12 protein-coding genes are annotated in these 14,173 nt (G+C 66.8%); 3 read left to right on the forward strand and 9 right to left on the reverse strand.

Annotated elements, in window-relative coordinates; genetic code table 11:
- Nucleotides 1-25: 25 nt before the first annotated feature.
- Entirely contained in the window at nt 26-1,345 is a 1,320-nt protein-coding gene (locus AP428_RS16080; RefSeq protein ID WP_171984326.1) for a galactosyl transferase GMA12/MNN10 domain protein, read from the reverse strand.
- 407 nt (nt 1,346-1,752) lie between these two features.
- Here AP428_RS16080 and AP428_RS16085 point away from each other — a divergent pair, with 407 nt between their 5' ends.
- A complete protein-coding gene (locus AP428_RS16085; RefSeq protein WP_011546957.1) occupies nt 1,753-2,895 on the forward strand; it encodes a DUF2827 domain-containing protein in 1,143 nt (380 codons plus the stop codon).
- Nucleotides 2,896-3,109: 214 nt separating this feature from the next.
- On the opposite strand, the gene AP428_RS35255 is transcribed toward AP428_RS16085, so the two are convergent.
- Nucleotides 3,110-3,484, reverse strand: a complete 375-nt coding sequence (locus tag AP428_RS35255) for a hypothetical protein (RefSeq protein WP_011546958.1) — start codon at nt 3,482-3,484, stop codon at nt 3,110-3,112.
- Nucleotides 3,485-3,682: 198 nt separating this feature from the next.
- Between AP428_RS35255 and AP428_RS16090 the strand changes: the two genes are divergently transcribed.
- The gene (locus AP428_RS16090) at nt 3,683-4,486 is read left to right on the forward strand and encodes an EAL domain-containing protein (protein ID WP_011694853.1); all 804 of its coding nucleotides are present in this window, start codon (nt 3,683-3,685) and stop codon (nt 4,484-4,486) included.
- A gap of 71 nt (nt 4,487-4,557) precedes the next feature.
- A complete protein-coding gene (locus AP428_RS16095) occupies nt 4,558-4,974 on the forward strand; it encodes a hypothetical protein (RefSeq protein ID WP_041489353.1) in 417 nt (138 codons plus the stop codon).
- A 57-nt stretch (nt 4,975-5,031) separates the two neighbouring features.
- Here AP428_RS16095 and AP428_RS16100 read toward each other — a convergent pair whose 3' ends face one another.
- From AP428_RS16100 to AP428_RS16130, 7 genes are all read right to left on the reverse strand, one after another.
- Entirely contained in the window at nt 5,032-7,005 is a 1,974-nt protein-coding gene (locus AP428_RS16100) for an FkbM family methyltransferase (RefSeq protein WP_011546961.1), read from the reverse strand.
- 24 nt (nt 7,006-7,029) lie between these two features.
- Entirely contained in the window at nt 7,030-8,166 is a 1,137-nt protein-coding gene (locus AP428_RS16105) for a DUF2827 family protein (protein ID WP_011546962.1), read from the reverse strand.
- A gap of 33 nt (nt 8,167-8,199) precedes the next feature.
- Nucleotides 8,200-8,667, reverse strand: a complete 468-nt coding sequence (locus AP428_RS16110) for a DUF4019 domain-containing protein (protein ID WP_011546963.1) — start codon at nt 8,665-8,667, stop codon at nt 8,200-8,202.
- Nucleotides 8,668-8,693: 26 nt separating this feature from the next.
- Nucleotides 8,694-9,848 (reverse strand): DUF2827 domain-containing protein, encoded by a 1,155-nt coding sequence (locus tag AP428_RS16115; protein WP_011546964.1) that lies wholly within the window; start codon nt 9,846-9,848, stop codon nt 8,694-8,696.
- 14 nt (nt 9,849-9,862) lie between these two features.
- A complete protein-coding gene (locus AP428_RS16120; protein ID WP_006480560.1) occupies nt 9,863-11,008 on the reverse strand; it encodes a DUF2827 domain-containing protein in 1,146 nt (381 codons plus the stop codon).
- Between the two features lie 400 nt (nt 11,009-11,408).
- Complete coding sequence (locus tag AP428_RS16125; protein WP_011546965.1) at nt 11,409-12,074, reverse strand: OmpA family protein; 666 nt, start codon at nt 12,072-12,074, stop codon at nt 11,409-11,411.
- A gap of 120 nt (nt 12,075-12,194) precedes the next feature.
- Nucleotides 12,195-14,173, reverse strand: a 1,979-nt coding sequence (locus tag AP428_RS16130; RefSeq protein ID WP_197285601.1) for a YadA family autotransporter adhesin, incomplete at its 5' end; no start/stop codon positions are given.

Below are 14,173 nucleotides of genomic sequence, written 5' to 3' on the forward strand. Positions count from 1 at the left end.
CGTCGAGGGTATGGCGGCGCTGGTGTCAGGGCAGCAGCCCGTCGTCATGCGCCATCATCAGCGCACGCATCGCGGACCACATGCCGTAGTAATGCACGATGTAGCTGTCCGCGCGGCGAAACAGCCACGGCGTGTTGAGGCTGACGAGGTCGGTCACGCCTTCGCGTTGCAACTGGCCGTCGCGCTCCATCGCGCGAATGAAATGCAACTGGTCGCCGTCGCTCGCATAGACGCTCGACCGGTCGTGCAGCGCGGCAATCGTCGTCATCAGGTCGCGCAGCATCGCGTCGTTGCGTTCGGTGCGGCGAAACGCCATCACGCCGGAATTGAACGCCCATTGGCCGATATCCTGTGCGAGCAGCCAGTCGCGTCCTTCGAGCAGCGGCGCCAGCGGTTGCTGCTGGTTCGCGATCAGCACGTCGGCGTCGAGCCACACGACCCATTCATGGTGCTGCAGGTAGGCGTGCAGCAGCCACGGCTTGAACCAGTTGCCCGTCGCGTTCAGCCCGATCTCGGCGGGGATGTCGCGATGCACGTACAGCGTGTAGCCGTGCGCGTCGCAGTAGCGCCGGAAATTCCGTTCGGCGACGCGTGCATAGCTGCCGATGTTCGGCGTGTACAGCATCATCAATGCGATCGGCCGGCCGGGGTTGTACGTGCTGCGCTCGGCGGCTTCGTCCGGTGCTGCGGCCGCGTGATCGAACGTGAACAGCGGCCGGCCGGCGGCGCGGCATCGGTTGACGTACGCGACGAGCGTGTCGCGAAAGCGCGGCGTCGCGCCTTTGCGTTCGGGATCGTGCGGCGTGTCGTCGAGGCTGATCGCGAACGTCGGCTCGCGGCTCCACATCGGATCGAGGTCGGGGCCGGACGGCATGACCGCATACAGCCCGTCGATCGGCGTCATGTAGCGATGCGTATCGAGCTCCGCGAACAGCGCGGCTTCCGACGTCAGCCTCGGCTCGCTGCCGAGCTTGCAGCGCTGCGCGAGCCGCATCACGATCGCACGCACGTCCGGCGTGTTGCGCCAGATCTGCACGTCGACTTGCGGCAGCGGCGACGCGAACGCGTCGACCAGCAGCATGTCGCGCCCAGTCATCAGGCGGTCGAGCGCGACGGGCTCGATGATCGCCGCATCTTCGCTGAGCAGCAGCACCAGTTCGTCGGGTTGCGCGCCGCGCAGCACGTGCAGCAGAGATTCGTAGCGATGCAGCGGGCGCAGCGGCAGCGCCTGCGGCATGCCGGATGCATCGACGATCTCGTGACGATAGCCGTGCCCCTGCGCGTACCAGCGGTGGTTCTCGAGGCTGGCTGGCGCGTGCTGGCTGAAATGACTGAGGACGATCATCGCGCGCTCCGAACGCCGGGAAGCGCGCACACGATCCGCGGGATGCGCTTCAGCTCGGCCCGCCATCCGGATACGCTGACCCGCGAGCGCCGCCCCGGTTCGTCGTGGAGGGTCTGGAAGCCTTGCGCGGCATCATGTTCCATGCTTTGTGTGCCTTGGTCTTGATCGTGGTGCGGCGAGGTCGTGTGCTGCGCGCCCGAACGCGCCGAGAAAGCCGGCCGCCGGGCGGCACGAGTATCGCATAACGATCGGGCGGATTGGCCCGGCCGGGGCGGCCGCTGACCATCCCTGACAGTGTGCGGCCGGCGCTCCGCTAGAATGCCGGATCGCCGCCGCTTGACGCGGGCGGCGCGTCAAGCGCTACACTGCGCCATGCCATTCCCGTTCAACCTTCCATCCTGCCGACGATGACGTCTCCTGTCCTGACCGGCCTGCGCATCGGTATCACGATCGGATTGCGTGCCCCCGACGAAAGCCTGTGGATCAACGGCATCAAGCAGAACGCGCTGTTCCTCGCGAAGCTGCTGATGGCGTCGCCGCACGGCTACCGCGTGACGCTGGTCAACACGACCGACGTGCCGCTGACCGACGCCCTGCCGTGGGATCGCAACGTGTTCGACACGCGCGCGTTCGCCGACATGAAGGACGCGCTCGACGTGGTGATCGAACTCGGCGGGCAGATCGACGGCGAGCAGACGGCCTACCTGAAAGCGCGCGGCGTGAAGCTGGTCAGCTATTGCTGCGGCGTCGAGTACATCAACGCGATGGAGTCGATGCTGTTCGGCCGCCGGCTGTGGGATTCGCTGTTCATCAACCGCGGCTACGACGAGGTGTGGGCGATTCCGCAGATCGCGCCGTCGTCGCTGCCGTTCCTGCAGTCGCTGCGCCGCTGCCCGGGGCGTGTCGTGCCGTTCGTGTGGGACCCGATGTTCCTCACCGAACGCGCGCGGTCGCTGCCCGAGCACGGCGAATACCGGCCGCGCAGCGAGCCCGGCAAGCGGCTCACGGTGATGGAGCCGAACCACGACGTCGTGAAGTTCTGCGTGTATCCGATGCTGATCATCGACGAAGCGTATCGCCGCGACCCCGACGCGATCTGCTTCACGCACGTGACGAACGCCGATCGCCTCGCGCACGACAGCCCCGAGTTCGTGATGCTGATGAACTACCTGGACATCGTGCGCGCGGGCAAGGCCAGCTTCGTCGGGCGCTTCGATACGCCGCTGTTCCTGGCTGACCTGACCGATATCGTCGTGTCGCACCAATGGTCGAACCCGCTGAACTATTTCTATTTCGACGTGTGCTGGCAGGGCTATCCGCTCGTGCACAACGCGAGCCTCGCGCCCGATCTCGGCTACTACTATCCGGACAACGACGTGCAGCAGGGCGCCGATGCGCTGCTGCGCGCGCTGCACACGCACGACGACGACTGGCAAGGGTATGCGCGGCGCCAGCGCGAAATTCTCGGCCGTTACACGTCGGCGAATCCGGCGCTCGTCGCCGAGTACGACGCGCTGCTCGCGAACCTGATCGGCGCGACGGTCGCCTGATGAGGTCGATGTTCCGCGGCGCACGTTCGGTGCGCCGCCGGCCGCCGTCGGGTTTGTCCCGCCCTCATGTCTGACGAAATCATGCCGTTAAAAAAGAAACCGCCGAACCCGATGAGCTCGACGGTTTTGGAAGGCACGAAATTGACGGCTCCGAGGGAAGTCCGTCAAAAACAAGTTTATAGGTTAACAAGTCGGAAAGATTGTTAAATATGGTTCAATTTATAATCTTCATATAATTGAAGTTGGTATTATTGATTAAATGAGGCTTGATTCCGTTTCGGAATTTCATAATATCGTTTGAAACGAGAAAATTGAATGCTGCGGTGATCGAATCACGCGCGGCAGCAGGTTTTCCGCAGGTGACGGCATGTGTGGAGGGCCGGTGTTTCAACCCGGCATGTCGAATGCGTACGGCACTTTGCGGTGTGGTATTTATCTGATCAATTGGCGATATCCCGCTTCGCGCGACCAGCAAATCCGGGAGGGGGTGATTCAGATAAAACTGTTTAGATGAAAAAGATAAACGATTCGGATTGATGGTTTTCGTAATTTGCGTTGTGTAACCTGTCGCACTGTCGGCATCGCGCACGCATGGTGTATTTCAAGTAACCGAATATCGTAAAAATATCGAATTTGACGGCGCGCCGAAGCGAACAGTACGCCCCCGGAAAAAATCGACATGACAGGATGGGCCGGGTAGGCGGCGGAGCGCGTCGAGGTGGGCTCGTTCCGCATATGTATTGAGGTCGAGCCGTGATCGGCGGCTCGCCATTTGCCGGAGCGCCGGATGAATGCGGTCGAAGCTCGCCAGGAGGCGAATCGGAAAACGAATCGCGACGAAATCGATCTCGTGTTCGGCGCGCCGGACGATCATCGCGATCTTGCGTCGGTACGCAGTTTCGTCGAAAGCCGGCTCGGATTCGCGCACGAGCCCGTGTGCCGCGCCGACCTGTCGGGTGGCGTGCTGTACCAGGAATGCCTCGCGCGGCTGCGGTGGGGCGAGCGCGATGCACTGCCGCCGCTCGCCTTCCTGCCGCGGCTGGAAGCGCTTGGACTGATGCGCTGGTTCGACCGGCTGGTGGTCGGCCGCACGATCGATGCGCTGCGCGCCGATCCGGCTGCCGTGTACGGTTGCAACGTCGCGGCGGCAAGCGCGGTGGTCGACGACGCGTGGCTGGCGATTTTCAGGCGGCTCGAGCGCGAGCCGTCGGTGGCGGCGCGGCTGGTGATCGAGATCACGGAGACGGGGCCGCTGAACCCCGTCGCGGGCCGGTCGTTCGTGAACCGCTTCCGGCAAGCCGGATGCCGGATCGCGATCGACGATTTCGGCGTCGGTTTCAGCGCGTTGAACAATCTGGTGGTCGGCAACCCCGACATCGTGAAGCTCGACCGGTCGGTCCTGTCGCTGATCAAGCGCAACGCGATCGGGCGTTACCAGTTTCGCCGGCTGATCGCATTTGCGCATGAAGGGGCGCGGCACGTCGTCGTCGAAGGCGTGGAAAGCGAGACCGACCGGCAGATCATCGTGGATGCCGGCGTCGCGTGGGCGCAGGGCATCCGCTTTTCATGGCGGTCGCCGGCGGCGGCGTGAGTGCTGAAGCGGGCAGGGCGGCGCGCCGGGTGCGTGTCGCGGTTGGGACGAATCGCAAAGGGGACGTGGGCATGGCGGGGACGAAAGCCGGAGGCGGAACGGGCACGCAGGCGACCGATGTGCGCGACCTGGTCGCGCTCGCCGAGCTGGCCGACATGCTGTGGCAACTGGGCGCCGAGTCGACCGATGCGCCGATCGATGTCGCGCCCTATCTCGATGGCCTGACGACCGTCGCGCGCCGCATTCAGCGGATGAGCCCGCTCGACGCGGGCGGCCGCGAGCTGGCGGCCCGGCACTATTACGCGGGCGTCATCGCCGGTGCGTGCGGCGACGAGTCGGCGATCGCGCGCGGCGTATCCGACAGCCTCGTCAGGCAATCGGGCGGCGCAGGCCGGCCAGCGGCCCGTTGCTTCGTGCTGCTGGCGCGCATGGGGCGGCGGCATGGCCGCGCGTTCGCCGCGCAAAGCGGCGATCGGGTGCTGGTGTAACGCAACCGGCGCGGGTGCGGGCCCGGTACCGCGGCCCGCTCGCGCGGCCGTCGAATCTCAATCCTTCCCGAAACCGCCGAGCACCAGCGCCATCGCGCGGTCGATCGCATCGTCCCATCGACCGACGTGCGCGGCGCGCACGATCCGGATGCCGGGGTAGAGCGCGGTGCGCGAGCCGGTTTCCCAGCGCGCGTCCGCTTTCGGGCTGAGCAGCAGCACGGCCGGCACGCCGAGTGCGCCGGCGAGATGGATGTGGGCGGTGCAGGTGGTCACGACGGCGTCCATCGCGAGCATCAGCGCGGCAAGATCGCCGAAATCGCCGATCGCGTGATGCGGGAAGGTGACCGGCAGGTCCGATTGCTCGGATTGCGCGGACAGATCGCGATTGAGACAGTACGCGGCGTAGCCGTGCATCCGCGCGAGCGGCGCGAAATCGCGCAGGCTGGCCGCACGATGGAAGCGCGCATCGCTTTCGTCGCGTCCGCGCCAGTTCAGCCCGATGCGACGCGTGCCGGGTGCATGGCCGTCGTGCGATACGCGCTCGCGCCACGCGGCCGCATGCGCGGGCGGGCACGTCAGGTACGGGGCCGGCATGCCTTCCGGCGTCGGCGCGTAACCGAACAGCGCGGCGAGCATCAGGAACGAGCACCAGTAGTCGTGGGCGAGCTGCGACGTGTCGACCCACGCGCCGTGCGCGCCGACGAATTCGATGCGCGGGAACGTCTCGCGCAGCAGGCCCGTCAGCGCGTCGGGTACGATCACGGTCACGCCGGCGCAGCCGAGCGCGTCGAGCGCATGCAGATAGCGCGCGTACTGAAGCTGATCGCCGACCCCGCCGTAGCTGAGGATCAGCAGCCGCTTGCCGTGCAGCGGCTGACCCTGGTAGAGCCGTTCCGTCGGCAGCCCGAATTGCGCGGCCGTCAGCACGTTTTCGCTGTCGATGGTCGCGCGTGCGGCCTCGTCGCGCCGGCCGGCGCGCAGCAGCAGTGCCGAGCGCGCCAGCTGGATGCGCCCGCGCGCCGCGTCGGGCAGCGCGGCCGGATCGCCGAAATGGTCGAGCGCCGCGAGGCCGGCCTCGGGTGTGCCGGCAAAGCCGTAGCACGACGCGAGCTGTAGCGCGATCGCATCGTCGTCGAGCCCGCGGCCGCGTGCGTGTTGCCAGCGGTCGATCGCATGCCCCCACTCGCCGCGCGATTCGTGGTCGAGCGCGCGGTTCCAGTTCGTTTCGGGGGCGTCGGCGTCGGTGGGCGCGGCCGTCGCGGAATCCGTGCCGCGTTCGGCCGTCGAGCCGACGGCGAGCGGTTCGCCGGTGATGAACAGGCGCTGCCGGTCCCAGCGCGGGTTCGGCACGCACAGCATGTTCAGCCCGTCGATCCGGTAGAACGTGTAGTCGAGACCGGCGAACGTGTCGATGATCCGCGCCTCGCCGACTTTCCAGTATTCGATCCAGCACCACGGCAGATGCGTCTCGATCAGCCGCCGCGCGCCGCGCAGCGCGTCGATCTCCATTCCTTCGATGTCGAGTTTCAGGAAATCCAGCCGCGGCAGGCCAAGCGAATCGAGCCGGACGACCGGCGTCGGCGTGCCGCCGGAGGCTTGCGCATCGACGAGCGAGACCTGCCCGAAGTCGGCATCCTGTCCGTAGTCGACGTCGGGCACTTTCATCGTGCCGTTGGCGGCGGCCAGCCCCATGTTCAGCAGATGGAGATTGTCGAGCTGGTTGAGCGCGACGGTGCCGCCGAGCGCGTGAAACAGCGTGCGTTGCGGCTCGAACGCATAGACGCGGCCGCCGCGCTCGCGTAGCCGGTGCGCGATCGGCACGCACACCAGCCCCGCGTTCGCGCCGCCGTCCACCGCGATCGCGCCGTCGGGCAACTGGTCGATCACCTGCAGGATCGTGTCGAGTTCGCCCTGGATATGCGGCCGGCCGGTCTTGATCAGCGCCTCGGCCTGCAACGCGCAATGCCGGTTGATGACGAACGGGCCGTGGATCGAATCGATCACGACGAAATTGCGGACGGTCTGATTCATGGGCTGGGGCGCGTGCGAAGGCAATCAGCTGAGCGGGCGGTCGGCGAACAGATGCTGAATCTGCGAGGAATACGCGCGCACGTTGTGCTCGGCGAGCGTGTCGACCTGATGCAGGCAGCGGCGGGCGGCGGCCGCGTAGTCGTCGAGCCGCGCGTCGTGCGTCTGCGCAGCGGTCGCGATCGCGCGCGCCGCATCGAAGATCTCGAAGTCCGGATAGTAGTAGCCGACGTCGCGCAGGAACGGCGAGTTGTGCACGAGCGGATAGTTGCCGTACAGCGCGTCGTACAGCAGGTAGTTCAGGCCGTTTTCCCAGTGGTGCGACACCACGATGTCGGTGTGATGCGCGGCCCATGCGACGAACGGCGCGCGCACGTCGGCGGTGGCCTTGCCGTCGCGCACCATCTCGAGCCCGAGCGCGAGATGCTTGAAGGCGACGTTTTCCTTCTTGTCGAACGTGTTGGTCATGTACACGTGCTCGACGAGCTCCGGATGCTCGACGTAGCACGCGTTCGCGGCGAGCATCGGCACGATCGCGCTCTTCACGACGTTCAGGTTCGGCTCGAAGAACGCGATGCGCTTGGCCGGGCCGTGGTTGCGATAGCCGAAGCGGGCCTTCAGTTCAGGATCGGCGTCGAGGCTGCGCTCGATGAAATACGGCGACCAGATATGTGGCAGCTCGATCACCGGGGCACGGTACACGGCCTGGAAATACGCGGCGCACGTGTGCATGTGCTGCGGATTGGTCCAGATCTCGTCGAACTGCACGCGGTGCGGGTTCGGCCGCCAGTCGTTCTTCTCGAAGTTGATCGTCTCGACCGCGATCACGTAGTCGTTGCCGAAGCGATACGACACGCACTTGCCGCCGCGCTGGCGCATGACGTCCGTGTGCGACGGGTCGATGAACGCGTTCATCTCGATCAGCAGGTCGGTCTGGTGAACGACGGCCGACAGCGGCCGCAGCGCGTCGCCGAACGCGTCCATCATCAGCGCCTGCGGATACTCGGTGATGCCGTCGTCGTGCGCGAGCCAGACCTCGCCGATCAAAGGCGACTGCTTCAGCAGCATGTACAGGTACACGCAATGCTGGTTCGCGCCGTTGTACCAGATCGACTGCGTCGCGTCGCGCTGCACGTTCATCGTTATCGCGACATTGAGTTTCATCGGATCGGCTCCGTGGGGCGGGCAGTGCGTGGCTTACTGCGCGGCGCTTTGCGTCTGACGCGGCACGTAGCCCGTCAGATGCCAGCGGCCGTCGGTTTCGAGGCGGAAGCTCAGCTTCTCGAACATCGTGGCGCCGCTCGTGAGCGTCGTCGCGTAATCGACGTTCGCATAGAGCCCGTCGGGCATTCCGGTCGTCCGCTCGTAGCGGATGCGCGTGACCTGCGCCCAGCCGCGATGGCCGACCGCGCCGACCGACTGGCGTGCCTGCTGCATCTGCGCGGCGAACTGATCCTGCTTGAAGCGCGCCTTGACGAACGGCGCGGCGTCGCTCCATACCGCCCCGTACTGGCCGGCGTCGAGCTGCTTGAACACCGCATCGGAGTCGCGCAGCAGCGTGTCGGCCGATTCGCCGGCGGCTTGCGCGTGCGCGCCGATCGCGATCGATGCGGCGGCGCAGCCGATCAGCCATTTTGCGCGGGTGAGGGTCGAGCGTGCGTTCATGGTCAGGGTCCGGAAAGGGCGGCGCGTCACGCGTCGCGATAGAGGGTGGCGATCGCGTCCGTATAGGCCGCGACGTTCTCGGGGTTGTAGATGCTGACCGAGTCGAGCACGTGCTTCGACTGCTCGCGATACGCGTCGAGGTTCGCGTCGTGCTCGGCGAACGCCTGCAGCAGCGCGCGGCCGCCCGCCTGGCAGTCGAAGTCCGGATAGAAATACCCGGCCTTGCCGAGGAACGGCGAGTTGTGGATCAGCGGATAGTCGCCGTACAGCAGCTCGTAGTACAGGTAGTTCTGCGCGTTCTCCCACGTGTGCGACACCACCGCATCGCCGTACGCGGCCATGAACTCGTACACCGCATAGCGGCTTTCGAACGTCGTGATGCCGTGGTTCACGATGTCGAGGCTCTTCGCGAAGTGCACGAACGTCGGATGTTCCTTCAGGTGAATCGTGTTGCACACGCGCACGAACTCGAGGAACTCGGGCTTCGCGCGATACGCTTCCTCGGTCACGAGCATCGGAATGATGCTCGTCTTCACCATGCAGATGTTCGGCTCGAACATCGTCACGCGCCAGCGCGGCTTGGCCGGTTGATAGCCGAACGACAAACCGGCGCCGAGCGTCGCGCGCGCCTTGTCGAACAGCATCGGATGCCAGATGTGCGGGACGATCGTGACCGGCGCGCGCAGGCCCGTCTGGTAGTAGTGCAGGCACGAGCGCTCGAACTCGGGGATCGTCCACACCGCGTCGTACGGCGCGCCCGAGAACAGGAAGCCCGACGGCTTGTCGAACATCGCGCGCTCGATGTCGATCACGTAGTCGTTGCCGACCCGCATCGTGACCACCTTGCCGCCGCGTTCGCGAAACGCGCGCAGGTAGTCCGCGCCGAACTGCGCGCTCATTTCGATCAGCACGTCGCAGCGCTCGAGCGCTTCATCCATCGACAGCAGCGGCACGTTCCACTCGCCGAGCATCATCTGCGGATCGGCGACCTGTTCGCCGCCGTTCACCATCACGGCATCCGCGACGAGCGGTGACTGGCGCAGCAGCAGGATCAGCAGCAGGCAGTTCTGGAAAATGCCGTTTTCCCACAGCGACTGGCCGGCGCCGCGCACGAACAGCGACACGCCGACGACGAGACGCTTGCCCTCGCCGGGCGCTTGACGGGCATTGGAGTCCGACATGCGTATGCTCCGGTTCAGGCGACCAGACGCGAGACGAACGCGTCGAGGTTCGCGGGGTTGTCGATCGAGACCGACTGCAGCAGCCGGCCCGCTTTCGCGCGGTAGTCGTCGAGGCGTTCGTCGTGATGCAACCACGCTTCGAGCAGCGCGCGGCCGCCGGCAGCCGAGTCGAAGTCCGGGTAGTAATAGCCGGCGTCGCCGATCAGCGTCGAGTTGTGGATCAGCGGATAGCCGCCGTACAGCACGTCGTAATACAGATAGTTCTGCCCGTTTTCCCAGTGGTGCGACACGACCGCATCCGCGTGACGCGCCATGAAGCCCGGCAGGTCGAGTCGCGGCTCGAACGTCGCCTTGTGCTGGCGCACGAGATCGAGGCTGTTCGCGAAGTGCACGAAGGTCGGATGTTCCTTCATGTGCATCGAGTTGACGACGAACATGTGTTGCACCGCATCAGGCCGCGCGCGGTAGAACGCGTCGCACGCGAGCATCGGGTAGTGGCAGGACTTCGCGACCGAGATGTTCGGCTCGAGCATCGCGAGCTTCCACGGCCGCTGGCCGGGCTGATAGCCGAACGTCGCGCCTTCGTCGGCCAGCGTGGCCACGCGGCGCTCGAGGAAGTACGGCGACCAGATGTGCGGCATCAGGTGGACGGGCGCGCGCAGGATCGTCCGCAGCATCGGCGCGGCGGTCTTGTCGTATTGCGGCAGCAGCCACACTTCGTCGAACGGTGCGCCGTTGAACACGTGCCCCGACGGCTTCCCGAAGATCGGCGTTTCGCACAGGCCCGCATACACGTGCCCGCAGAAGAACGCGGCGATCTTCTTGCCGAGCGCTTTCATGTGCCTGAGCCATTCGACCGGCAACTGCGCGCCCATTTCGATCACGACGTCGAGTTCGTGCGTGACGTCGGCGGGTTTCACGAGCGGGATGTCGAGGCCGTCGAGTTCGAGGCCGGCGGGCAGCGCGTTGGCGTCGCCGCCGTTCAGGAAATAGACGGGACCGACGCGATCCGAGCGCTTGAGCATCATCGCGAGGAACGCGATGTTCTGGTGAATGCCGTTTTCCCAGATCGCCTGGCCGTCGCGCGCAAACAGCGAGATGCCGACCGCCGGCCGTTGCTTGCGAGTGCCGCCCGCGGCGGCTTCATTGATGTCCGTCACCGGTTGGTTTCCTCTGCGGCGTCGTGCGTCCGGGCATCGCGTCGAGCGTCTGGCCGGCAGCGGCGCGCCGTGGATCGTCATGGTTGGATTCGCGCCGGTGGCACCGCGGCGCGCGAACCGGGCGACGGGATTCGCGAAGGCGGCAGCCGGATTCCGGCGTGTCGCCGGGCACGCCTGGGACGGCGCGCGTCGGGCGGGCTGCCCCGGCGACTGTCTGCGGCGATTGTGGCATGGAAACCGCCGGTTTTGGCAGGACGTGACGAACTTTGACATAGCCGCCGGCCAACGGAAGCGGGCGCAGGCGTTGCGGCGCCCGGTCGTCCCGCGGCGTCCCGTGGCGTGCCGGCGTGGCGCGGCTGGCCTGCCGGATCGCGCGGCCGCATGGGCGGCCGCGGACGGCTCAGTGCTGCAGCCGGATTTCGACGCGGCGGTTGCTGGCGCGGCCTTCCGGCGTCGCGTTGGACGCGACCGGATCGGCCTTGCCGCGGCCCGACACGGTGATCGAGTCGGTCTTCAGCCCGTGCGCCTTCAGATAGGCGGCGACCGATTCGGCGCGGCGCTTCGACAGCGCGAGGTTGTAGTCGTCGCTGCCCACCGAGTCGGTGAAGCCGGTGACCGTCACTTGCGAATACGTGCGGTCGGCGCGCTCGCTCAGCAGCCGGTCCAGCGATTCGCGCGCGGTCGGTGCGAGCGTCGCGTGGTCGGTGGCGAACAGTGCGTCGCCGGACAGGTTCACGCGTTCGATCACGGCGGCGGGTGCGGGTGTGGCGGCCGAAGCCGCTTCGGCCGGTGCGGCGCCGCACTGGAAGACCAGCGTGGCCGGATCGGATTTGTCGCGCAGCGCGCGGGCCGAGTCGACGGCGCGCACGGGCTCGTCGCCGCAGATCTTGCGGGCGGCCTTCATGCAGGTCTGCGGGCCGGACAGCAGGCCGTGGCAGTCCACCTGGAAGGTGCGCACGCCGTCGCGCGGCTGCAGTTCGGAGGCGCTGAAGGTCGGGCCGGATGCGGTCGAGCACGCGGCGAGGGCCGTTGCGGAAAGCGCGAGCGCAAGAGCGAGTTTGTTCACGGTGACGTCCTTAAAGCTTGGGTTGACCGAGGCCCGCCGCGCGGTGCGCAGCGGGCTCGTCCTGCCGTCGGGCCGCGGGCCGTCCGGCTGGCTAGCCGGGCGGCCGGGCGGCGCGACGCGTTACTTCCACTGATACAGCATGCCGGCGCCGATCACCTTCTGACCGCCGCTGAAACCGCCGTTGATCGACGCCTTCAGGTTCTCCGTGATGCGCGCCTGCATGTTGACCGCCATCGCCTTCTGGCCGAGGAAGGTCGACGTGCCCACGCCCATCCCGAAGTTGGCGTCGCGATCGAGCTGCGGAATCGACGCCATCGCGCCGACGGCCGCGATACCCTGCTTCGCCATCTGGTCGGTCTGCTGCAGTTGCGAACCCAGCGAGTTGATCTGCGCCTGCTGGCCCGACAGTGCCGTCGACAGCGTCGTCTGCACCTGCGTCAGCTGGTTCACGTTCACCGCGTCGGTGCCTTGCGTACCCGGCGCGACGTTCGTGATCTGGCGCTGCTGCGTGTCGCTGCCGACCGACACCACGTTCGAGCGGCCGCCGTCGTTCGAACCCGCGCCGATCGCCACCGAGTTCGAGCCGGCCGTGACCACCGGAAGGTCGTTGCCCTTGCCGTTCAGGTCGGCGGCGACGCCGTTGTTGTTCGCCGCACGCGTCGTGTTGTTGTTGAGCGTCGTCGACAGCTGGTTCAACTGGTTGTTGATGTTCGTCACGCCGGTCGACAGCGACGCCACGTTGCTGTTCGTCGTGCTCAGGCCGGTGGACAGCGAACCGATGCCGGTCGAAGTCGACGTCGACAGCGAGTTGACGTTGTTGTTCGTCGTGCTGAGGCCCGTCGACAGCGAGTTGATCGCGGTCGAGGTTGACGTGGACAGCGAGGCCACGTTGCTGTTCGTCGTGCTCAGGCCGGTCGACAGCGAGTTGATGCCGGTCGACAGGGATGCGACGTTCGACGCGGTGGACGTCGACAGCGTGTTGATCGCGTTGTTCGTCGCGTTCAGCTGGCTGCCGTTGATCGCGTCCGTGCTCGTGGCCGAGATCCGGCCGGCGGCGACGTTCGTGATCTGGCGTTCCTGGCCCGGTGCGCCGACGCTCACCACGCCGACCGGCGAGCCGCCCGCGAACGGGTACGTGACGCCGCCGATCGTGGCGCTCGAGGTGCCGACCGCCGCGGCCGTGACCGAGTTCGCGCCGAGTGCGATCGAGTTCGCGACGTTCGCTTGCGCGTTCGTGCCGAAGGCGAGCGCGTCGGCGGCCGTGGCCTTGGCGGCCGAGCCGTAGGCCTGTGCGCCGGTGGCGCCGGCCGTGGCCTGGCTGCCCAGCGCGATCGTGTTGTCCGCGGTGGCCTGGTTCGAGCTGCCGAGGGCCAGCGCGCTGGCGCCGGTTGCCGTGTTCTGGTTGCCGAGGGACACCGCGCCGTCGCCGGTCGCCGTGTTGTTCGCACCCATCGCCACGGCGCCGGTGCCCGTCGCCACGTTCGGGTCACCGATCGCGACCGCGCCGTCGCCCGACGCCGTGTTGCCGGAGCCGATCGATACCGCCTTGCCGCCCGTTGCCGAGGCGTTCTGGCCGATCGCGACCGCGCCTGCCGTCTGCGCGTTCGAGCCGTCGCCGACTGCCACGCTGCTCGCGCCCGCCGCGCTGGCGTTCACGCCGGCGGCGAGGGCGTTGGTGCCCGTGGCGCCGTCGTTGGCGTAGTTGGCTTGCTGCACGCCGTTGTCGTTGACGCTGTAGTAGTGCGTCTTCGCGGCGTTGATCGCGGTCGAGGTCGAGGTCGACAGCGACGACACCGAGCTGTTCGTGCTGCTCAGGCCGGTAGACAGCGAGCCGATGCCGGTCGAGGTCGAGGTGGACAGCGACAGGATCGTGCTGTCCGTGCTGCTCAAGCCGGTGGACAGCGAGCTGATGCCGGTCGAAGTCGAAGTCGACAGCGAGGTGATCGAGCTGGTGGCCGACGACAAGCCCGTCGAGGTCGAGGTCGACAGGGAGCTGATCGAGCTGTTCGCGGACGACAGACCCGTCGAAGCCGACGTGGACAGCGAGGTAACCGAGCTGTTGGTCGAACTCAGGCCGGTGGACAGCGAACCGATGGAGC

Source organism: Burkholderia sp. E168m22 (assembly GCF_001319805.1).
Lineage (GTDB): Bacteria > Pseudomonadota > Gammaproteobacteria > Burkholderiales > Burkholderiaceae > Burkholderia > Burkholderia orbicola.